The organism is Streptosporangium minutum (assembly GCF_002149035.1).
GTDB classification, from domain to species: domain Bacteria; phylum Actinomycetota; class Actinomycetes; order Streptosporangiales; family Streptosporangiaceae; genus Streptosporangium; species Streptosporangium minutum.
This window is the reverse complement of the sequence record NZ_NGFP01000048.1, coordinates 1-21,356: the sequence shown is the minus strand read 5'-3', so window position 1 is coordinate 21,356 and position 21,356 is coordinate 1. Positions and strand designations below refer to the sequence as shown.

The window sequence follows — 21,356 nt, the reverse complement described above, 5'->3', positions numbered from 1 at the left end:
CCGCTGCCTTCACCTGCCTAACTACTCGTTGTATGAGAAGCGGTGTTACTCGACGCCCATCGCGACGTAGTCGTACATCTGCTGACCGTCACTGATGAAGACGTTGGTCACACCCTTGCCGCGGACCAGCAGGCTCTTGGCCCAGACACCCGGCAGGATGACCGCCTCTTCCATGACGCGCTTGTCGATGGCGGCCCACATCGGCTCACGCTTCTTGGCGTCGGCCTCGAGCAGGGACTCGTCGAGCATCTTGTCCACGTCGGGGATGCGGACGCTGACGTTGGAGGAGCCACCGGTCTCACGGATGACCCGGCTGTCGACCATCTGCTGCAGGAAGCCGTAGCCGTCGGGGTAGTCCGAGCCCCAGCCGTTCACGGCCAGGCCGAGCTTGTTCTCCACGACGAACGGCGGCTTGCCGGCGTACAGCGAGAAGTAGTCCGCCTGCGGGTACGGCTTCAAGGTCAGCTTGATGCCGACGCGGGCCAGCGACTCCTGCAGGGCCTCGGCGGTCGCCTTCTCCTTCGGCCGCTCGGCGCGGTAGGCGATGTTGGTCTCGAAGCCGTTCGGCTGGCCGCAGGCGGCCAGGTGCTCCTTGGCCTTGGCCACGTCGCCCTTGCCGTCCGCACCGCTGGGGTACAGGTCGATCTTCGCGGCGCCCGGGACGCTCGGCGGCATGAGGCTGGTCGCGATCGCGCCACCGGAGAACTCACCGCCGTAGGCGGCCTGGTAGCCGGTCTTGTCGGCCGCGTACTGGACGGCCTTGCGGCAGTCGATGTTGTCCAGCGGCTTCACCGTCGGGCTGACCGAGGTGTACCAGAGACGCTGCAGCGTCGGGTTGTCGGCCCGCGCCTTGAGGGCGGGGTCCGGCAGGATCTTGCTCATCGCGGCCGGCTGGACACCGGTGCCCGCGACGTCGACGTGGATGTCACCGGAGAGGAGACGGTTGTCGAGGTCGTCGGCGTTGACGTTGGTCTGGACCTCGATCCGGTCCGGCAGCGCCGGGCGGTTGGGGTCGGTCGCCGCGTCCCAGTTCGGGTTGCGGACGAGGGCGAAGCCCTTGCCGATCTCGTTCTTCTCGAACATGTACGGGCCGGAGGAGATCACGTGCTCGCGGTACTTCGCGCCCGTGTCCTTGGCCTTCGGCACCGGCATGGTCGGCGACATCTGGGTGATGTAGTCGAAGCCGCTGTAGGCCTGCTTCAGGTGGAAGACGATCGTGGAGTCGTCCGGCGTCTCGATCGCCGAGCTGAAGTCGACGTCCTTCGACTTGTAGACGCCCTTGTAGTCCTTGGGCCAGTTGAGCATCTCGTTCAGGTAGGTGGGACCGTTCGGGAAGGTCTCCTTGTCGAACGCGCGCGCCACGGCGTAGGCCACGTCCTTGGACGTGATCGGGGTGCCGTCCTCGTACTTCAGACCCTCACGCAGCGTGTAGGTCCAGGTCTTGAAGTCGGCGCTCGGCTTGCCGAGGTCCTTGGCGAGGTCGGGTGCGACGGTCGCGCCCTCGGCGCCCGGCGCGGCCTTGAACACCGTCAGCGCCCGGCCGTACAGGCGCATGAAGTTCCACGAGTAGCCGTAGTAGGTGTCGGCCGGGTCCAGCGAGTCCCAGTCACCGGAGTTGACGAACTTGAGGGTGCCGCCCTTCTTGGTCGAGGGGTTGAACACCTTGCTCATCGCGGCGTTGAACTCGGCCTGGGCCGGAGCTGCCGACCCGCCACCGGCGCCCGCGCTTTCCTTGGGCGAGTCGGTGCTGGTTCCACCGCAGGCCGACAGGCCCAAGGCGAGCGCCGCGGTGACCGCGAACGTCGCGACTGCGGGTTTTCTCTTCATCTGTTACTACACCCCTTGTGGATAGGAACCAGGGAAACTACGGGGATCGAGAAGCGTCAACGGCCGCGCGGGTCCAGTGCGTCACGCAGGCCGTCTCCGAAGAGGTTGAAGGCCAGCACGGTCACGAAGATCGCCAAACCGGGGAAGATCGCGAAGTGCGGCACCGTGTAGAAGCGCGCCGCCTCGGCGAGCATGCCGCCCCAGGTGGGTGTCGGCGGGCGGACGCCCACACCGAGGAAGGACAGCGCCGCCTCGAACAGGATGTTGGTCGGGATGACCAGCGTCGCGTAGATCAGGATCGGCGCGATCAGGTTGGGCAGCAGCTCACGGAAGATGATGTACGGCCCGCGGGCGCCGAGGCTCCTGGCCGCGTCGATGAACTCCCGTTCTCGCAGGGAGAGTGTCTGGCCTCGGACGATCCGGCCGATGTACGGCCAGCTGAAGAATCCGATGATGAACACCAGCAACGATACGCGCAGGGTGTCGCCGGACATGCCGAACGCCTGGTCGGGGACGACGCCGGCGAGGGCGATGGCGAACACCAGCAGCGGGAAGGCCAGGAAGACGTCCATCGCCCGGCTGATCACGGTGTCGACCCAGCCGCCGAAGTAGCCGGCGACGACACCGAGGACGGTGCCGATGACCACCGAGAGCAGGGTGGCCAGGAAGGCGATGAGCAGGGAGATCCGGGCGCCGTAGACGATCCGGCTGAAGATGTCGCGCCCCCAGAGGGGCTCGACGCCGAACAGGTAGTCCCAGCTCATACCGCCGAACGCCCCGGTGGGCGTCAGCGTGGACTGGTCGATCTTCTCCCGGTGGAACTCCAGCGGCGGATGGCCGAGGAACTTCACGATGAGCGGCGCGAAGAGCGCCACCAGGACGAGGAAGACGATGACTCCCGCTCCCGCGAGAGCGATCTTGTCACGCTTCAGCCTCATCCAGGCGATCTGGCCGAGGGAGCGGCCTTGGATGGCCTTCCGATCCGCGCCCGCGAGCACGGCTTCGGGGTCCGCCTCCGTAGCCGAGCCAGGAACATCGAGCGGTGCGGTCATACAGTGGCCCCCTGGATCCCAGACGACGTCGTCCGATTGGACGCGTCCCCGGGTCGGGGGCGCGCGCCCTGAAGTCTACGAGTCCGTTTCACGGTCCCGTGACGCAGAATCTATGGGCTGATCTGCGCTGACTAGTCCCTTGGGGCGGTATGTGGCTTAACTGTGATTCACGTGCAATTCATTTGTTTTGATCTTGAGGCGAATGTCCCGAAGCCATCCCCCTTCTGTCTCGGATTTGTGACATTGCACTGATAGGTAACTCAGCGTCACCCGATCCCACGACGCTTGAGGATGTCCTCGATATCGGAGAAGTCGTCGTCCGCGGCCGGCTTCCGGGCGGGCGCGGGCTTCTGGGCCGGCGTGGGCTTCTGGGCCGGCGCGGCTTTGCGCTGCGGGAGTGGCTGCGTGGCGCCCCCGCCGGCCGTCACGGGCCCGCCCGGCGCCGCGGGCGTGCCCGCCACGGGGGTCCGGGGCTCGGCGGACGCGGCCGTACGGCGGCCGCGCAGCACCCCGGTGACCATGAACAGCACCAGGGAGAGCCCGGTCACGGCCACTCCGGCCCACACGGTGGGGTTGAGGACCACCCCGGTGAAGAACCCGACGATCGCCGTGCCGATCTGCCACAGGGTCGGCAGCGCGCCGGTCAGGAAGGCCGCGAGCGGCAGCAGCGACCAGGCGACGCCGCGCAGCCCCGCCACGACCCCCCGGCGGCGCATCAGCAGGAAACTCAGCACCAGCCCCACACCGGTCACCCCGGCGCAGAGCGGCAACCACGCGATCTGGTTGAACGACATAGCGGACCGCCCCTCGTATCGGCTTACCCATCCATCCTGGCACGCCGTGGCGGAACGGCTCCTCCTCCCCAGGGAGGGATCATCCCCTAGGGGCCGGGAAGGGGCCGTCCCCTAGGTGCGCGGCGGCGACGGCCGGTCTCGGGGCTCTCCCGGAGGGGCTCAGCGGTCCGCGCCGCGGGCCGCCAGCGCCCTGAGGACGTCGACGTCGACCTCGTGCAGGGAGGTCACGACGAGGCGGCCGGGGGCGGCGGGGATCGGCAGCACGCTCGGCACGGCCACCACCCGGCAGCCGGCGGCGGTGGCCGCGCTCACCCCGTTCGGGGAGTCCTCCAGCGCGACGCAGCGGGCCGCGGCCACGTCCAGCAGCCGGGCGGCCGTCAGGTAGGGCTCCGGGTGGGGCTTGGTCCTCATCACGTCGTCGCCGGTCACCACGTGGTCGAAGTTGTCCCTGCCGATGCCCTTCAGGCACGCCTCGGCGATCGGCCGCACCGAGGAGGTCACCAGGGCGGTGGGCAGGCCCGCCCGCCGTACCGCCGCCAGCAGCTCGGCGGCGCCGGGCATCATCTCCACGCCGCCGGCGAGCCTGTGGATCATGCCCTCCAGCATCCAGGCCGCCACGTCGTCCGGATGGGCGCTCGCGCCGGAGGCCGTGAGCATGTAGGCGACGGTGGACGGCATGGAGCCGCCCACCAGGCGCTCCTGGTCGGCGGGCCCCCAGTCGCCGCCGAGCCGTTCCATCACCTCGGACTCGACCTGGAACCAGATCTTCTCGCTGTCCACGAGAAGCCCGTCCATGTCGAACAGAACCGCGTCCATTACCCCGAAAACCCCTTACGGTCAGACGTTGAAGTAACTGGCCTCAGGGTGGTGGACGACCAGCGCGGAGGTGGACTGCTCGGGGTGGAGCTGGAACTCCTCCGACAGGTTCACGCCGATCCGGGAGGGGTCGATCAGCTCCATGAGCTGGACCTGGTCCTCCAGGTTGGGGCAGGCCGGGTAGCCGAAGGAGTAACGGCAGCCGGTGACGTTGACCTTCAGCATGTCCTCCAGCGACTCGTCACCGCCGATCCCCAGCTCGGTGCGGACCCTCGCGTGCCAGTATTCCGCGAGCGCCTCGGTGAGCTGCACCGACAGGCCGTGCAGCTCCAGGTAGTCGCGGTAGGCGTCCTTGGCGAACAGCTCGGCGGCCGCCTCGGAGACCCGGTTGCCCATGGTGGCCACCTGGAGGGCGACCACGTCGACCTCGCCGGAGTCCTTCGACCGGAAGAAGTCGGACAGGCACAGGTGCCGGTCGCGGCGCTGGCGCGGGAAGGTGAACCTGGTCCGCTCGTTGCCCGCGTCGTCGAGGATGATCAGGGAGTCGCCGTCGCTGACGCAGGGGAAGTAGCCGTAGGCGACGGCGGCCTCCAGCAGGCCCTCGGTCTGCATCCGCTCCAGCCACATCCTCAGGCGCGGCCGGCCCTCGGTCTCGACGAGCTCCTCGTAGGAAGGCCCGTCGCCGCCGCGCGCGGCCTTGAGGCCCCACTGGCCCATGAACGTCGCCCGCTCGTCCAGGAACGCGGCGTAGTCGGCCAGCGGGATGCCCTTGATGATCCGGTCCCCCAGGAAGGGGGCCGTCGGGACGGGGTTGTCGGCGGCCACGTCGGACCGGGCGGGCAGCTCCGCCTCCGGGGTGCGCACCAGCGTCGCACCGGTCTTGACCCGCCGCTCGCGCAGCGGCGGCAGGACGGCGCCGACCTCGCCGCGCTTGACCGCCATGAAGGCGTCCATCAGGCGCAGGCCCTCGAAGGCGTCGCGGGCGTAGCGGACGTCTCCCTGGAACAGCTCGGCGAGGTCCTGCTCCACGTAGGCGCGGGTCAGGGCGGCGCCGCCGAGCAACACCGGGAACCGCTGGGACATCCCCCGGGAGTTCATCTCCTCGAGGTTCTCCCTCATGATGACCGTGGACTTCACCAGCAGCCCGGACATGCCGATGACGTCGGCGTTCTTCTCCTCGGCCGCCTCCAGGATCGCCGACACCGGCTGCTTGATGCCGAGGTTGACGACCTCGTAGCCGTTGTTGGACAGGATGATGTCGACCAGGTTCTTGCCGATGTCGTGCACGTCGCCCTTGACGGTCGCCAGCACGATGCGGCCCTTGTTCTCCCCCTCGACCCGGTCCATGTGCGGCTCCAGGTAGGCGACGGAGGTCTTCATGACCTCGGCCGACTGGAGCACGAACGGCAGCTGCATCTGCCCGGAGCCGAACAGCTCGCCGACGGTCTTCATGCCGTCGAGGAGCACGTCGTTGACGATCTCCAGGGCCGGGCGCTGCGCCAGCGCCTCGTCGAGGTCGGCCTCCAGGCCCTTGCGCTCGCCGTCGACGATGCGGCGCTTGAGCCGCTCCCACAGCGGCAGGCCCAGCAGCTCGGCCGCCCGGTCGGCCTTGACGGAGGCGGCGTCCACGCCCTCGAACAGCTCCATGAACCGCTGCAGCGGGTCGTAGCCCTCCCGGCGGCGGTCGTAGACCATGTCCAGGGCCACCTGGCGCTGCTCGTCGGGGATGCGGGCCATCGGCAGGATCTTGGAGGCGTGCACGATGGCCGAGTCGAGGCCCGCGTTGACGCACTCGTTGAGGAAGACGCTGTTGAGGACGATGCGCGCGGCCGGGTTGAGGCCGAAGGAGATGTTGGACAGGCCGAGCACGGTCTGCACGCCCGGATAGCGCCGCTTGAGCTCGCGGATGGCCTCGATGGTCTCGACGCCGTCGCGGCGGGTCTCCTCCTGGCCGGTGGCGATGGGGAAGGTGAGGGCGTCGATGATGATGTCCTCGACGTTCATGCCCCAGTTGGCGGTCAGGTCCTCGATGAGGCGGGTGGCGATCCTGAGCTTCCACTCGGCGGTGCGGGCCTGGCCCTCCTCGTCGATGGTCAGCGCCATGACGGCCGCGCCGTGCGACCGGACCAGCTTCATGATCCTGGTGAAGCGCGAGTCGGGGCCGTCGCCGTCCTCGTAGTTGACCGAGTTGATGATCGCCCGGCCGCCGATCATCTCCAGACCGGCCTCCAGCACCGCGGGCTCGGTGGAGTCGAGCACGATCGGCAGGGTGGAGGCGGTGGCGAAGCGGAACGCCAGCTCCTTCATGTCCCTGACGCCGTCGCGGCCCACGTAGTCGATGCACAGGTCGAGCATGTGCGCGCCGTCGCGGGCCTGGGCCCGGGCGATCTCGACGCACTCCTCCCAGTTCTCGGCGAGCATCGCCTCACGGAAGGCCTTGGAGCCGTTGGCGTTGGTCCGCTCGCCGATCGCCAGGTAGGAGGTGTCCTGGCGGAACGGCACGTGCTGGTAGAGCGAGGCCGCCCCGGCCTCGGGACGCGGGCGGCGGGGGCTGTGCTCGTTGCCGCGCACCCGCTCCACCACCTTGCGCAGGTGCTCGGGGGTGGTGCCGCAGCAGCCGCCGACCAGCGACAGGCCGAAGGAGCGGGTGAAGTTCTCGTGGGCGTCGGCCAGCTCGTCCGGGGTGAGCGGGTAGTAGGCGCCGTCGGAGGTCAGCTGCGGCAGGCCCGCGTTGGGCATGCACGACAGCTGCACCCGGGCGTGGCGCGCCAGGTAGCGCAGGTGCTCGCTCATCTCGGTGGGGCCGGTGGCGCAGTTGAGGCCGATGACGTCGACGCCGAGCGGCTCGATCGCGGTGAGCGCCGCGCCGATCTCCGAGCCGAGCAGCATCGCGCCGTTGGTCTCCACGGTGACCTGGGCGATGACCGGCACGTCGCGGCCGGAGTCGGCGATGGCCCGCTTGGCCCCGATGACGGCGGCCTTGACCTGGAGCAGGTCCTGGCAGGTCTCGATGATCAGGGCGTCGGCGCCGCCGGCGACGAGCCCGGCGGCGTTGTCGTAGTAGGCGTCGCGCAGCACGCCGTACGGCTTGTGCCCGAGGGTGGGGAGCTTGGTGCCGGGGCCGATCGAGCCGAGCACGTAGCGGGGGTGGTCGGGGGTGGACCAGTGGTCGGCCGCCTCGCGGGCGACCCGGGCGCCGGCCTCGGACAGCTCGTGGGTCCGCTCGGAGATGTCGTATTCGCCGAGGGCCGCGAGGTTCGCGCCGAAGGTGTTGGTCTCGACGCAGTCGACGCCGACCTCGAAGTAGGCGTCGTGCACGGCCCGCACGATGTCGGGGCGGGTGGCATTGAGCACCTCGTTGCAGCCCTCGTGACCCTCGAAGTCGTCGAGGGTGACGTCGTGCGCCTGCAGCATCGTCCCCATGGCCCCGTCGGCGACCATCACGCGCTCGGCCAGGACTTCACGGAAAGACGGTCTGCTAGTCATGAGAGAAAGCTTACTGGGAACCGTCCAGGCGTTATTCTCTCTGATTGTTCTTGTGGCAATTGCACTCATCGTCCAATTACCCTGCGAGGCATCCGATGGCGTCCTACCGCACGATTGTCGTCGGCACCGACGGCTCCCCCTCCTCCTTCCGCGCGGTCACCTCGGCGGCCTCCCTCGCCGCCGCGACCGGCGCCACCCTGATCCTGGCCTGCGCCTACGCCCCCATGCGCGAGCGCGAGCGCAGCGCGGCCGCCGACGCCCTGGGCGAGCTGTCCTACAAGGTGAGCGGTTCCACGCCCGCCGACGACGCCCTGCGCGCCGCCCGGGAGCACGCGGTGGCCGCGGGCGCCCGGACGATCGAGCTGGCCGCCGAGGAGGGCGACGCGGTGGACGTCCTGGTCTCCCTCGCCGGCAGGCGCGAGGCCGATCTGCTGGTCATCGGCAACCGGGGGCTCAACAGCCTCGCCGGGCGGCTGCTGGGCTCGGTGCCCTCCAGCGTCTCCCAGCGGGCGGGCTGTGATGTGCTGATCGTTCACACCACTTCGGGAAGGTGACGAAAAGGCCGCCTCAGCGCATAGGCTTAGCCGGATAGTACGGCGAGGCCAGAAGGAGGCGGCGCGTGATCGAACTCGAAGGTCTACCCGAGCTCGTCGACCCGGTGCTGATCGCCGCGTTCGAGGGGTGGAACGACGCGGGCGAGGCCTCGAGCGGAGTGATCGCACACCTCGAGGACGAGTGGAAGGCGACCCCCCTGGTCTCCATCGACCCGGAGGAATACTACGACTTCCAGGTCACCCGTCCGATCGTCGAGATGGGCGAGGGGCTGACCCGCTCCATCACCTGGCCGACCACCAGGCTGTCGGTGGCCCGGCCGCCGGGCGTGGACCGCGACGTGGTGCTGCTGCGCGGCATCGAGCCCAACATGCGGTGGCGCGCCTTCTGCGAGGAGATCGTCGTGGTCTGCCGCGAGCTGGGGGTGGAGCTGGCGGTGCTGCTCGGCGCGCTCCTCAACGACTCCCCCCACACCCGCCCGGTGCCGATCGTGGGCTCGGCGACCGACGAGGGCCTGGCCCGGGCGATCAACCTGGAGCTGAGCCGCTACGAGGGGCCGACCGGCATCGTCGGCGTCCTCCAGCACGTCCTGGGCACCGCCGGGATCCACGCGGTCTCCCTGTGGGCGTCGGTGCCGCACTACGTCGCCCAGCCGCCCAACCCCAAGGCCACCCTGGCGCTGCTCAGCCGGATGGAGGACCTCCTCGACATCCCGATGCCGCTGGGGGACCTGGCCGAGGAGTCACGGGCCTGGGAGCACGGCGTGGACGAGCTGGCCTCGCAGGACAGCGAGGTCGCCGAATACGTCAAGGAGCTGGAGGAGCGCAAGGACGCCGCCGAGCTGCCCGAGGCGAGCGGCGACGCCATCGCCGCGGAGTTCGAGCGCTACCTGCGCCGCCGCGACCGTGACGGCGACAGCTGAAACACACAGCGCATAGTTACCATTGTTCGCCCCCTTTTCCGGGGCTTCCGGGCAATAATCAGTGCCCACCCGGTCCGTCCGGGTCGCACCAGGTTGGGAGACCGGCCTGCAACGATTCCACACCCAGGAGAAACACGGCTCTGTAAACACCGGTGATCGGCCCATCACCATGCCGCACATTGTCCATGTGACTGCGCACGTTAGGGCGACCATGGCGATTCCACAGCTCGACCCATACCAGAAAGCCCAGGAGACGCGACGCCGCGTTCTTGAGCTGGCCGTATTCATGAAGCGCGAGGACGGCGGGAACGCCTCCTCGCGTCCGCGGGGCACCGCCCAGCCCGGACAGGCGGTCGACATGTTCCTCGCCCTGCTCCAGGACCGGCTCCCGGTCTGGCTCCGCATCCTCGACGACCTGATGCACCTGGTCGGCAAGGGGCGGGTCAGCGACAACCTGCTGCCCATCGCGCGGGCCGGCATCGACTACTACTCCGAGGTCCAGTCGGCCGCGCTGCCCGTCTTCACCTCCCCCTCGGTCACCGTCCGCTTCCGCGAGGCGCTGCGCGACAGCGAGCTGGGGCCGATGGCGGAGGTCGTCCCGCTGACCGAGTACCTGGCGGCCGAGCAGCGGGCGGGCCGGATCCCACCCGAGGTGGACCCCCTCGCCAGCGCCCGGCTGCTGCTGGCCGGATGCCTGCGCCACGCCTACTACGAGATGTTCGTCGGCGCCGACTTCCTGCCCTCGCGGGACGACAGCGCCGAGGAGATCGTCCGCGAGCTGCGGCTGGATCTCCAGCGGGCCTGATCGAAGCGGGCCCACACCAGCGCGGCCAGGTCGGCGTCCACTCCCAGCGGGGCGCTGACCAGGTCCGCGCCGGAGGACTCCAGACGGCTCTGGAAGAAGCCGGGGGCCAGCAGGTAGGACGCCACGGCGATCCGGGGCGCGGGACCGGACCGCAGGCGTTTCAGGACCTCCCCCAGCGAGGGGGCGCCCGTCGCGGCGAAGGCCGCCGTGACCGGGCGCGACAGCCGTACCGCGAGCAGCCGGGCCGCGGCCCGCGCGTCGGCCCGCGCGGCCGGGTCGGAGGATCCCGCCGCGCCCAGGACGACCGCGTCGGCGGGCCGCAGCCCCGCGCCCGCCAGCCGCCTGGCCAGGACGGCGGCGAGCAGCGGGTCCGGTCCGAGCGGGGCCGCCACCACCGCGTCGGGCCGGGCCCCGGCGACCACCGACGGCAGGTCGATGTGGACGTGGTAGCCGCCCGCGAGCAGCAGCGGCACCACGACCACCGGGCCCGGCAGGCCGGGGAGCAGGCCGGCCAGCGGGGGCGAGCTGATCTCCAGGAAGGCCGCCTCGACCCGGCTGCCCGGCCGCGCCCGCCGTACGAGATCCCGCAGTCCGGCGATCGTCTCCTCGCCTCGCGGGCTGCGGGTTCCGTGCCCGGCCAGGACCAGCGTCGTCACGCCCCCTCCCCGCCGGGCGGCCCGCAGGCGCCCGGCGCCGGGACGCGGCGGCCGGTGCGCGTCCTCACCCGACCTCGCCGCGGTCGCAGGCCAGGCGGTAGCCGCGCTTGACGACCGTCTCGACGATGCCGGAGGGGCCCAGGGCGCGGCGCAGGCGGGTGACGGCCATCTCGACGGCGTGTTCGGCCGAGTCCCGGGAGGGACCGCCGGGGAGCACGGTGCGCAGCTCGGAGCGGGCCACCACGTGCCCCGGCTTGTCGGCCAGGCGCTTGAGCACCGCCATCGGGGCGGGCGGCAGCGGCTTGAGCTCACCGTCCACGGCGACGGCGTGGCCGCGGATCTCCAGCCCGTGGCCGCCGGCGAGCAGGCGGGTGACGCCGTGCTCGGGCAGGTGCCGGGCGAGCGTCCGGGCCAGCGCGCCCAGGCGGGCACGCTCGGGCTGTACGGCCGGCACCCCGCGCGCCCGCAGCGGCGCCGCCGTGACCGAGCCCACGCAGGCGGCGACGACCGGCCCGGCGAAGGCCGCGACCAGGGCGTCCTCCAGGCCGTCGGCACGGGCCGCGGCGAGCATGGCCAGCACGGCCGGGGCGCTGGTGAAGGCCACCGCGTCCACCCCGCCGGAGATCGCCTGACTGATCAGGCGGCGCAGCGGCGCGGTGTCGCGGTAGGGCAGCCACCGGTAGACCGGCACCTCGATGACCTCGGCCCCCGCCTCGCGCAGCGCGGCCACGAAGCCGGTCAGCGGCTCCCCGTGCAACTGCACGGCGATGCGGCGACCGCGCAGGTCCTGGGCGAGAAGGTACTCCTTGACCTCCTCGCACGACTCGGTGGCCGGCGTCCAGTGGTCGTTCAGCCCGGCGGCCCGGACCGCCCCGCGCGCCTTGGGCCCGCGGGTCAGCAGCCGCGCGGCGGTCAGGTGCGCCGCCAGCTCGCCCGACAGGCCCCAGCCCTCGGCCGCGGCCATCCACCCCCGGAACCCGACTCCGGTGGTGACCACCACGTCGTCGATCGGGCCCGCCAGGCCGGCCCGGGTCGCGGCCAGCAGGTCGGCGTCCTCGGCCAGCGGCACCAGCCTGATCGCCGGAGCTCGCACCACTCTCGCGCCCCGGCGCTCCAGCAGCGCGCAGAACTCCTCACGCCGCCTGGTCGCGGTCACCCCGATCGTGAACCCCGCCAGCGCGTCGGGCGCCGTCTCGGGAGACCCCCCGGGATCGTCCAGAAGGGCGATGCTCATCCGTCGTCCACCACTCCTCGTCCACCACGTGGACGTCTCGTCCCTCGTCGGCCGTTCCATTCACCGCGCCGGACCGGCCCGGGGCTCGACCGCCGCCCGCCGTGTCCGGCTCTCCGCGTGGTCACCTCACGCCCACCTCCACCGTGCCGTCGGCGACCCGGATCGGATAGATCGGCACAGCCACCGCCGGATCGTCCAGGCACACTCCGGTGACCAGTGAGAACACCTCTTTGTGCATGGGCGAGGCGACGCTGGGCTCGCCCGCCCTGGTGCCCACGATCCCCCGCGAGAGGACCTGGGCTCCGCTGAACGGATCCTGGTTGCCGATGGCGAACAGCTCGCCGTCGAAGGTCCGGAACAGCGCGATCTGGTGACGGCCGACGAGCGCGCAGGCGCCGCGCTCGGGCAGCAGGTCGGTGTAGGCGCAGACCGCGGTCCAGACGGTCGTCGTGGCCTCGCTCAGGACGGTCATGGTGGAGCCCCCATTCGGGTTTCGTCGGTGGGTTCGTCGTGCCGGCGGCGCGGCCCGGAGTCGCCGGGTGGCCCCGGCTCCGGCCGCGGAGGGGATGTCAGGAGCGGACCACCTCCAGGGGGAGGAGGACGGGCTTGATCTGGTCCCGTTCGGCCGTGAAGGCGATCGAGGGGTCCGGGGTCGCGGGGGCGTTGACGAAGGAGACGAAGCGCCGCAGCTTGCCGGGATCCTCGATGGCGGTCCGCCACTCGTCGGCGTAGGAGGCGACGTGCCGGTCCATCTGGGCGTCCAGGTCGGCGCAGATGCCCAGCGAGTCCTCCAGGACCACCTGCCTGACGTACTCCAGGCCCTGGCTCTCCAGCCAGGCCGAGGTGCGCTGCAGGCGGTCGGCCGTACGGACGTAGAACATCAGGAACCGGTCGATGGTCCGGATCAGCTCCTCGGTGCTCAGGTCCGAGGCGAACAGGTCGGCGTGCCGCGGGGTGAAGCCGCCGTTGCCGCCGACGTAGAGGTTCCAGCCCTGCTCGGTGGCGATGACGCCGAAGTCCTTGCCGCGCGCCTCGGCGCACTCGCGGGCGCAGCCGGAGACGGCCGACTTCAGCTTGTGCGGCGAGCGCAGGCCCCGGTAGCGCAGTTCCAGGGAGATGGCCAGGCCGACGGCGTCCTGCACGCCGTACCGGCACCAGGTGGAGCCCACGCAGGACTTCACCGTGCGCAGCGCCTTGCCGTAGGCGTGGCCGGACTCGAAACCGGCGTCCACCAGCCGCTTCCAGATCAGCGGGAGCTGCTCCACCCGCGCCCCGAACAGGTCGATCCGCTGCCCTCCGGTGATCTTGGTGTAGAGGCCGAAGTCGCGGGCCACCTCGCCGATCACGATCAGCTTGTCGGGGGTGATCTCCCCGCCGGGGATGCGCGGCACCACCGAGTAGGTGCCGTTGCGCTGGATGTTGGCCAGGAAGTGGTCGTTGGTGTCCTGCAGGGCGGCCTGCTCGCCGTCGAGGATGTGCCCGTTGCCGAGCGAGGCCAGGATCGAGGCGACGACGGGCTTGCACACGTCGCAGCCGCGGCCGGTGCCGTGCTCGTCGATGAGCTGGGAGAAGGTCGTGATGCCGCGCACCCGGACGATGTCGAACAGCTCGGCCCTGCTGTGCGCGAAGTGCTCGCACAGGGCCTTGGAGACCTCGACGCCGGACTTGATCAGGATCTGCTTGAGCATCGGGAGGCAGCTGCCGCAGGTGGTGCCCGCCCGGGTGCAGCCCTTGATCCCGGCCACGTCGGTGAGGCCGTGGTCGGCGACGGCCGCGCACACCTGCCCCTTGGTGACGTTGTTGCAGGAGCAGACCTGCGCGTCGTCGGGAAGGTCCATGCTCGCCGGACCGCCGGTGAACAGCAGCTCGCTCGGCGCGCCCGGCAGGTCCCGGCCGACGAACGGTTTGAGGGTGTTGTACGGCGTGGCGTCGCCGACGCAGATCCCGCCGAGCAGGGTGCGGGCGTCGTCGCTGACGAACAGCTTCTGGTAGATCCCGCCCACCGGGTCCATGAAGGTCACGTCCAGGGCGCCGTCCATCGCTCCGAACTGGGCGACCTCCACGCCGAGCAGCTTGAGCTTGGTGGACAGGTCCGCGCGGGCGAAGGCTGCCTGGCCGCCGAGGATGCGGTCGGCGGCGACCTCGGCCATCGTGAAGCACGGCCCGACCAGCCCGTAGACCATGCCGTCGTGCAGGGCGCACTCCCCCACCGCGTAGATCGCCGGGTCGCTGGTGCGCATCCCGTCGTCCACGGCGATCCCGCCGCGGTCGCCGACTTCCAGTCCGGCCTGCCTGGCCAGCTCGTCGCGTGGCCTGACACCCGCCGAGAAGACCACCACCTGCGCCGCGATCGTCTCCCCGTCCGGTTTGACCAGTCCCGCGACCCGTCCGTCCGGCCCGGCGACGATCTCCCTGGCCCCGGCCTCGGTGTGCACGGTCAGGCCGAGGGCCTCGACGTGGCCCCGCAGGACGGCTCCGCCGCCCTCGTCCACCTGCCGGGGCATGAGCCAGCCGCCCATCTCCACGACGTGGGTCGAAAGGCCGAGCCCGCGCAGCGCGTCGGCGGCCTCCAGACCCAGCAGCCCGCCGCCGATGACGACGCCGCTGCCGGCCCCCGCGGCGGCCTCCCTGATCGCGTCCAGGTCGTCGATCGTCCGGTAGACGAAACAGCCCTCCAGCTCCCTGCCGGGCACCGGCGGCACGAACGGGCTGGACCCGGTGGCCAGCACCAGCACGTCGTACGGCTCCACATGGCCGTCGGCGGTGGTCACGGTCCGGCCGTCCCGGTCGATCCCGGTGACCCTGGAGGCCAGCCGCAGCACGACCCCCTCCGGCACCGGGTAGGTGAGGTCCTCGGCGCTCCTGCCGGTGAGATAGGAGGTCAGCGCCACCCGGTCGTAGGCGGCCCTGGGCTCCTCCCCCAGCACCGTGATCCGGCCGCCGAACCCCTTGGCGACCAGTGCCTCGACCAGCCGGCTGGACGTCGGCCCATGCCCCACCACGACAAGTTTCATACGGAGATGCCTTCCTGCTCGCACAGCCAGCCGACGATGCCCTCGACCACGTCGCGGCAGCCGCCGCAGCCGGTCGTGGCGCGTGTGGCGGCGGCCACCGCCTCGACGTCACGGGCGCCGGACTCCCAGCAGGCCCGGATCTGTCCCTTGGTCACGTTGTTGCACTGGCAGACCTTCGCCGCGTCCGGCATCCGGACCGGGCTCTCGGTGACCGCGCTGCCGGGCAGCCCGGGGAACAGCAGCCCGGACGGGTCCGCGGGGACCGGGGACCCGCGGTCGAAGAGCTGGGTGAGGGCGCCCACCGCGGCCGTCTCCCCGAGGAGGATCGCGCCGACCAGGCGGCCGTCGCGGATGACGAGTTTGCGGTAGGTGCCCCGGGCCCGGTGGCTGAAGCACACGACCTCGGCGTCGTCCTCGGTCAGGTGGGTCTCGCCCATCGCCGCCAGCTCCACGCTCCTGGCCTTCAACCGGGTCACCAGGCGCGAGCCCCGGTAGCGGGAGGTCTTGTCCGTCCCGGTCACGAGGTCGGCGACCACGGCGGCCTGCTCCCACGCGGGGGCGACCAGGCCGTAGACCGTTCCGTCGTGCTGGGCGCACTCCCCGATCGCGAAGATCGACGGGTCGTCGGTCCGCATCTCGTCGTCGACGACGATCCCGCGCGCCACCTCCAGACCCGCGTCCCCGGCCAGTCCCGTCACCGGCCGGACCCCGCAGGCGAGCACCACCAGATCGGACCCGACCGTCTCACCCCCGGCGAGCCGTACGCCGTCGCCGAGGATCTCCTCCACGACCGCGCCGGTCCGCACCGTTACGCCCAGCTCCGCGAGGGTCTCCCCCAGCACCAGCCCGGCCTCGGCGTCGAGCTGCCGCTCCATCAGGTGGCCGGCCAGGTGGAGCAGCGTGACCGGCAGTCCGCGCCCGGCCAGGCCGCGGGCCGCCTCGATGCCGAGCAGGCCGCCGCCGACCACCACGGCGCGCCGCGCCGCGCCGGCCGCGGCGAGGATCGCGCGGCAGTCGTCCAGCGTCCGGAACGCCATGGCCCCGGCCGCTCCGGGCACCGGCGGCACCACCGCCTCGCTGCCGGTCGCCAGCACCAGAACGTCGTACGGCTCGCGCCTGCCGTCGGCGGTGAGCACCGCCTGGGTCTCCCGGTCGATCGCGGTCACCTCGACGCCGAGCAGGGCCGTCACCGAATGGTCGGCGTACCACGCCGGGTCCAGCAGCCGCACCTGGTCGGGCAGCATGGTCCCGGCCACCACGTTCGACAGCAGCACCCGGTTGTAGGGCTGCCACGTCTCGGCGCCGATCACGGTCACCTTGACGTGCTTGTCCCGGGCGCGGACCTCGCTGACGAGGCGGGCGCCCGCCATCCCGTTCCCCACGATCACCAACCGGGTCATCCGACACGCTCCAGCTTCACTGCGCAGACCTTGAACTCCGGCATCCGCGACACCGGGTCGAGCGCGGGGTTGGTGAGCAGGTTGGCTCCGGCCCAGTGGAAGGGCATGAACACCGTGTCCGGCCGGACCGCGGGGGTGATCCTGGCGACGCCCTCGGCGGCGCCCCGGCGGCCGACCACCCGCAGCAGGTCGCCTGGCTCCACCTCCAGCCGCTCGGCGAGATCGGGGTGGAGCTCCACGAAGACCTCCGGGACCACCGCGTTCAGGGCGGCGATCCGCCGGGTCTGGGCGCCGCTCTGGTAGTGCGCGAGCACCCGGCCGGTCGTCAGGTAGAGGGGGTAGTCCCGGTCGATGTCCTCCTCGGGCGGCCGGTGCTCGACGGGCACGAACCTGGCGCGGCCGTCGGGGGTGGCGAAGCGGTCCAGGAACGGCCGGGGAGTGCCGGGGTGGTCCTCGGCCGGGCAGGGCCAGAACACGCCGGTCTCGGCGGCGATCCGCTCGTAGGTGATGCCCGCGTAGTCGGCGGTCCCCCCGGCCGAGGCCCGCCGCAGCTCGTCGAAGACCTCGCGCGGGTCGGCCGGGAACCCCTCGGCCCCGCGCAGCCGTACGGCGAGGCCGCGGAGGATCTCCAGATCGCTCCGCACTCCCGGCGGCGGCGCTGCGGCCTGACGGCGCAGCAGCACCCTGCCCTCCAGGTTGGTCATCGTGCCGCTCTCCTCCGCCCACTGGGTGGTGGGGAACACGACGTCGGCCAGCGCGGCCGTCTCCGACATGACGAGGTCGGAGACCACGAGCAGGTCCAGCGAGCGCAGCCGCCCGGTGACGTGCCCGGCCCGGGGCGCGGAGATCACCGGGTTTGAGCCGAACAGCAGCAGCGCCCTGGGGCCGGCGGCGGTGCCGAGGGCGTCCAGCAGCTCGTAGGCGGAACGGCCGGGCCCCGGCAGGTCCTCCGGCGCGATCCCCCACACGGCGGCCACGTGGGCGCGCGCGGCGGGATCGTCGATCCTGCGGTATCCCGGAAGCTGGTCGGCCTTCTGGCCGTGCTCGCGCCCGCCCTGCCCGTTGCCCTGCCCGGTGACGCAGCCGTAGCCGGATCCCTCCCGGCCCGGCAGCCCGAGCGCGAGCGCGAGGTTGATGAACGCGCTCACCGTGTCGGTGCCCTTGGCGTGCTGCTCGGCGCCGCGTCCGGTGAGGATCACCGCGCGTCCGGCGTCCGCGAGGATCTCCGCGGCCAGGCGCATCCGGGCGACCGGCACGCCGGTGATCCGCTCCACCCGCTCGGGCCACCAGGCGGCGGCCGAGGTGCGGACCCCGTCGAAGCCGCTGGTACGGCCGGCCACGTAGTCCTCGTCCACGTGGCCCTCGGCGATCACGATGTGCAGCAGGCCCAGGGCGAGCGCAAGGTCGGTGCCGGGGGCCGGTTGGAGGTGGAGGTCGGCCTGCCGCGCGGTCGCGGTGGCCCTGGGGTCGATGACGACCAGCCGGCCGCCCCTGTCGCGCATCGCTGTCAGGTGGCGGACGAACGGCGGCATGGTCTCGGCCACGTTGCCGCCCGCGATCAGGACCGCGTCGGCCCCGGCGAGGTCGGTGATCGGGAAGGGCAGGCCGCGGTCCATGCCGAAGGCGCGGTTGGCGGCCGCGGCGGCCGAGGACATGCAGAACCGGCCGTTGTAGTCGATCTGGCTGGTCCGCAGCACCATCCGGGCGAACTTGCCGAGCTGGTAGGCCTTCTCATTGGTGAGCCCGCCGCCGCCGAACACGGCCACGCCGTCGGGGCCGTGCTCTCCCTGGACCGCGCGGATCCGGGCGGCGACGAAGTCGAGTGCCTCGTCCCAGCCGACCGGCTCGCCGTACAGGAGCGGGGTGGTGAGCCGATCTCCACTGGTCAGCAGCTCACCGGCGGTCCAGCCCTTCTGGCAGAGACCGCCCGCGTTGGCGGGGATGTCCTTCCTCGGCGTGATCGTGACCGTCTCGTCCACGGCGACGCTCATGCCGCACTGCAGCGCGCAGTACGGGCAGTGCGTCGCCGTCGCCTTCACAGGCGTCAGGGCGGAGAGTGAGATCGGCACGTCTCCGATGGTGCTTTCAGGCGGTTTCACCGCTGGGTCCCCTCTGTTACCGATGTGCTACAAGCCGCTAACGACGTTCACATTCGCGGTGAGCCGGGTGTGAACCCCTCACACCCGGGCGGTCGCCAGGCTCCGCACCGGACCCGCCGTCCGCAGGTAGCAGGCCCAGGTCAGGAGCGCGCACATCGCGTAGAAACCGGCGAACGCGGCCAGCGCGGCGCCCGCTCCCCCGGTCGCGGCGATGGAGCTGCCGAATCCCCGGTTGATGAAGAAGCCGCCGAACGCGCCGATCGCGGAGACGATCCCGATCGCGGCGGAGGCGTCGCGCTTGCCGACGGCCAGGGCGGTGTCGTAGGCGGGCGTGCCGGGCGCGATCCCCTCGGTCGCCTTGGCCCGGAAGATCGCCGGGATCATCCGGTAGGTGGAGCCGTTGCCGATGCCGGTGGTGGCGACCAGGAGCATGTAGGCGCCGAAGAAGAGGGCGAAGCCGTGCTGGGTCACCCCCTGCCAGACCAGCGCCGCCGCACCCGCCATGGCGGCGAAGTTGACGAGCGTCACCCGGGCCCCGCCGAGCCGGTCCGACAGCCACCCTCCGACCGGGCGGATCAGCGAGCCGAGCAGCGGTCCGAGGAAGGCCAGGCCGACCAGGGACGCCTGCTCGGGGAACTGGCTCTTGATGAGCAGCGGGAACGCGGTGGAGTAGCCGATGAAGGAGCCGAAGGTGCCGATGTAGAGGACCGCCATGATCCAGGTCTGGGCCCGCCCGGCGATCTTCAGCTGGTCCCTCGGGCCGGCCTTGGCGGAGGTCAGGTTGTCCATGAAGAAGTAGGCGCCGAGGGCGGCGGCCAGGATGAACGGGATCCAGAACAGCCCGGCGGCGGCCAGCCCGAAGGCGCCGATCACCAGCGGCATGACGAGCTGGACGGAGCTGACGCCGATGTTGCCGCCGGCCGCGTTGAGACCGAGCGCCGCCCCCTGCTTGGACTGGGGGTAGAAGTAGGTGATGTTGGCCATGCTTGAGGCGAAGTTGCCGCCGCCCAGCCCCGCGGTGGCCGCGATCAGCAGGAACACCCAGTACGGCGTGCCCGGGTCGCCGACCGCCACGGCCAGCAGCACGGCGGGCACGAGCAGCAGCAGCGCGCTGACGACCGTGAAGTTCCGGCCGCCGAACCTGGCCGGGGCGAAGGTGTAGGGGATGCGCAGCGCCGAGCCGACCAGGTTGGGCAGCGCGACCATCCAGAAGAGCTGGTCGGTGGAGAAATCGTAGGAGCCGAGCTGCACGGTCACGATGCTCCACACCGTCCAGAGCGTGAAGCCGAGATGCTCGGCGAAGACCGAGAAGATCAGGTTGCGCCGGGCGACCTTCCGTCCTCGCGTCTCCCAGAAGCCCTGGTCGTCGGGCCGCCACTCGCTGATCCAGCGCTTCGCCATCGTTCCTCCTAGGTTTCCAAAAGGGGGATTGTTCGGAAGACCCTAGGAGGGGGGCGTTACGCACATTCACGCTCTGTGATGGTGCGCGGGTTACGTGTGACTAACCTCTGAAATACGCAATGCACAGGCCGCACAGACGTAACGTCCCGGAAACACGATGATTCCGCCGGTCACGGTTGAGGCAATGCGACAATGGGAATCGTGTGCATGTCCGTTCGTCGCCTCGGGGAGTGCGCGTGGCCGTCCAGCCGATCCGACCGTTCGCAGATCCAGTGCTACGGACCGTAGCCGAACCCGTGACCACCTTCGATCGCGAGCTGCGCGGCCTGGTCAAATCCCTCCAGGCGACCATGCGCGCCGGCACCGGTCGCGCGGGTCTCGCCGCCCCCCAGCTCGGCGTCCCGCTCCGGGTCCTCGCCTACGAGCTGGACGGCAGGGCGGGTCATCTGATCAATCCGCGCCTGGAGCCGTCCGAGCGGAAGATCGTGGCCGACGAGGCCTGCCTGTCCGCCCCGGGCCTGTGGTGGCCGCTGGAACGCTCCTACATGGTCACCGCCCGTGGCCGCGACATGTTCGGCAAGCCCGTCACCGTCCGCGCCCTGGGCATGCTCGCCCGGGTCCTCCAGCACGAGGCCGACCATCTCGACGGCATCCTCTTCATCGACCGCCTCCCGGCGGACGAGCGGGAACGCTTCCTCCAGACCGCCTCCTCCTGACCCCTGCGCCCTGGGCACGCCCGCCGGATCCCCCTGCGCGCCGGCTCTCCGTGGAAACATTTGCCCACCGTGCCGTCACCCTGTAGACTTCGATAGTTGCAGTCGTAGTTCTCGCCGGCGCTTGTCATCTCAAGCACCACAGGAAGACCGCCGACAGCGGGCGTTACAGTTTCTCCGGATGGTTTCCGCGGATGCATGGTAGGGTCCGCAACGCAGCCCCGAACCTTCGACCTGATGGTTCGGTGAGGCTCCCAATGAGGAGAAGTAGTTTTGTCTGAGGGCACTGTTAAGTGGTTCAACGCCGAAAAGGGCTTCGGATTCATCGCGCCGGATGACGGCACCGCCGATGTCTTCGTGCACTACTCGGCTATCAACTCCGGCGGCTACCGCAGCCTGGAGGAGAACCAGCGTGTCAGTTTCACCACCACGCAGGGCCAGAAGGGCCCGCAGGCCGACCAGGTTCAGGTCATCTGACCCGATCTAAAGGCTTCCTATCTGGGCCCGTACCGCTCCAGCGGTGCGGGCCCAGATTTTTTTGCCGCCGCGACCTGCCGGACCCCGGCTCAGGGCCGGGGTCCGGGG

17 protein-coding genes are annotated in these 21,356 nt (G+C 71.0%); 5 read left to right on the top strand and 12 right to left on the bottom strand.

The genetic code is table 11. The features are described 5' to 3' along the window. Positions 1 to 45: 45 nt before the first annotated feature. The 5 genes from CA984_RS13210 to metH all read right to left on the bottom strand — a co-directional run bounded on the left by CA984_RS13210 (position 46) and on the right by metH (position 7,975). Positions 46 to 1,827, bottom strand: coding sequence for an ABC transporter substrate-binding protein (locus tag CA984_RS13210; RefSeq protein ID WP_086571729.1), 1,782 nt, complete (start codon positions 1,825 to 1,827; stop codon positions 46 to 48). A 56-nt stretch (positions 1,828 to 1,883) separates the two neighbouring features. Further along, a complete protein-coding gene (locus CA984_RS13205) occupies positions 1,884 to 2,879 on the bottom strand; it encodes an ABC transporter permease (protein ID WP_086571727.1) in 996 nt (331 codons plus the stop codon). 266 nt (positions 2,880 to 3,145) lie between these two features. Continuing rightward, positions 3,146 to 3,673, bottom strand: a complete 528-nt coding sequence (locus tag CA984_RS13200; protein WP_086571726.1) for a cellulose synthase — start codon at positions 3,671 to 3,673, stop codon at positions 3,146 to 3,148. Between the two features lie 159 nt (positions 3,674 to 3,832). Further along, positions 3,833 to 4,489, bottom strand: coding sequence for an HAD family hydrolase (locus CA984_RS13195; RefSeq protein WP_086571724.1), 657 nt, complete (start codon positions 4,487 to 4,489; stop codon positions 3,833 to 3,835). Between the two features lie 21 nt (positions 4,490 to 4,510). Next, positions 4,511 to 7,975 carry a methionine synthase gene (gene metH / locus CA984_RS13190; RefSeq protein ID WP_086571722.1) on the bottom strand — a complete coding sequence of 1,155 codons (3,465 nt, stop codon included), beginning with the start codon at positions 7,973 to 7,975 and terminating at the stop codon, positions 4,511 to 4,513. A 95-nt stretch (positions 7,976 to 8,070) separates the two neighbouring features. Here metH and CA984_RS13185 point away from each other — a divergent pair, with 95 nt between their 5' ends. From CA984_RS13185 to CA984_RS45475, 3 genes are all read left to right on the top strand, one after another. Then, on the top strand, positions 8,071 to 8,529 hold the full coding sequence (locus tag CA984_RS13185; RefSeq protein WP_086571719.1) for a universal stress protein: 459 nt from the start codon (positions 8,071 to 8,073) through the stop codon (positions 8,527 to 8,529). Between the two features lie 65 nt (positions 8,530 to 8,594). Then, positions 8,595 to 9,449: a PAC2 family protein gene (locus CA984_RS13180; RefSeq protein WP_086571717.1), complete on the top strand. Its 855-nt coding sequence runs from the start codon at positions 8,595 to 8,597 to the stop codon at positions 9,447 to 9,449. Positions 9,450 to 9,636: 187 nt separating this feature from the next. Further along, positions 9,637 to 10,254 carry a hypothetical protein gene (locus CA984_RS45475; RefSeq protein WP_133061649.1) on the top strand — a complete coding sequence of 206 codons (618 nt, stop codon included), beginning with the start codon at positions 9,637 to 9,639 and terminating at the stop codon, positions 10,252 to 10,254. Here the strand turns inward: CA984_RS45475 and CA984_RS13170 are convergent. The 7 genes from CA984_RS13170 to CA984_RS13140 all read right to left on the bottom strand — a co-directional run bounded on the left by CA984_RS13170 (position 10,158) and on the right by CA984_RS13140 (position 20,058). Further along, positions 10,158 to 10,910: a sirohydrochlorin chelatase gene (locus CA984_RS13170; RefSeq protein WP_086571712.1), complete on the bottom strand. Its 753-nt coding sequence runs from the start codon at positions 10,908 to 10,910 to the stop codon at positions 10,158 to 10,160. The genes CA984_RS45475 and CA984_RS13170 overlap by 97 nt on opposite strands. A gap of 64 nt (positions 10,911 to 10,974) precedes the next feature. Then, a complete protein-coding gene (locus CA984_RS13165; protein ID WP_086571711.1) occupies positions 10,975 to 12,144 on the bottom strand; it encodes a uroporphyrinogen-III synthase in 1,170 nt (389 codons plus the stop codon). 121 nt (positions 12,145 to 12,265) lie between these two features. After that, entirely contained in the window at positions 12,266 to 12,616 is a 351-nt protein-coding gene (nirD, locus tag CA984_RS13160; protein WP_086571709.1) for a nitrite reductase small subunit NirD, read from the bottom strand. A 97-nt stretch (positions 12,617 to 12,713) separates the two neighbouring features. Then, complete coding sequence (nirB, locus tag CA984_RS13155; RefSeq protein WP_086571707.1) at positions 12,714 to 15,158, bottom strand: nitrite reductase large subunit NirB; 2,445 nt, start codon at positions 15,156 to 15,158, stop codon at positions 12,714 to 12,716. Next, positions 15,155 to 16,558: an FAD-dependent oxidoreductase gene (locus CA984_RS13150; RefSeq protein ID WP_086571705.1), complete on the bottom strand. Its 1,404-nt coding sequence runs from the start codon at positions 16,556 to 16,558 to the stop codon at positions 15,155 to 15,157. Before CA984_RS13150 ends, nirB begins: the two co-directional genes overlap by 4 nt. Further along, positions 16,555 to 18,627, bottom strand: coding sequence for a molybdopterin oxidoreductase family protein (locus CA984_RS13145; protein ID WP_207620849.1), 2,073 nt, complete (start codon positions 18,625 to 18,627; stop codon positions 16,555 to 16,557). Before CA984_RS13145 ends, CA984_RS13150 begins: the two co-directional genes overlap by 4 nt. A 108-nt stretch (positions 18,628 to 18,735) precedes the next feature. Next, positions 18,736 to 20,058, bottom strand: coding sequence for an MFS transporter (locus tag CA984_RS13140; protein WP_086571703.1), 1,323 nt, complete (start codon positions 20,056 to 20,058; stop codon positions 18,736 to 18,738). A gap of 203 nt (positions 20,059 to 20,261) precedes the next feature. On the opposite strand from CA984_RS13140, the gene def reads away from it, so the two are divergent. After that, the gene (gene def, locus CA984_RS13135; RefSeq protein WP_341351708.1) at positions 20,262 to 20,774 is read left to right on the top strand and encodes a peptide deformylase; all 513 of its coding nucleotides are present in this window, start codon (positions 20,262 to 20,264) and stop codon (positions 20,772 to 20,774) included. A gap of 270 nt (positions 20,775 to 21,044) precedes the next feature. Next, entirely contained in the window at positions 21,045 to 21,248 is a 204-nt protein-coding gene (locus CA984_RS13130; RefSeq protein ID WP_086571699.1) for a cold-shock protein, read from the top strand. Positions 21,249 to 21,356: the final 108 nt, after the last annotated feature.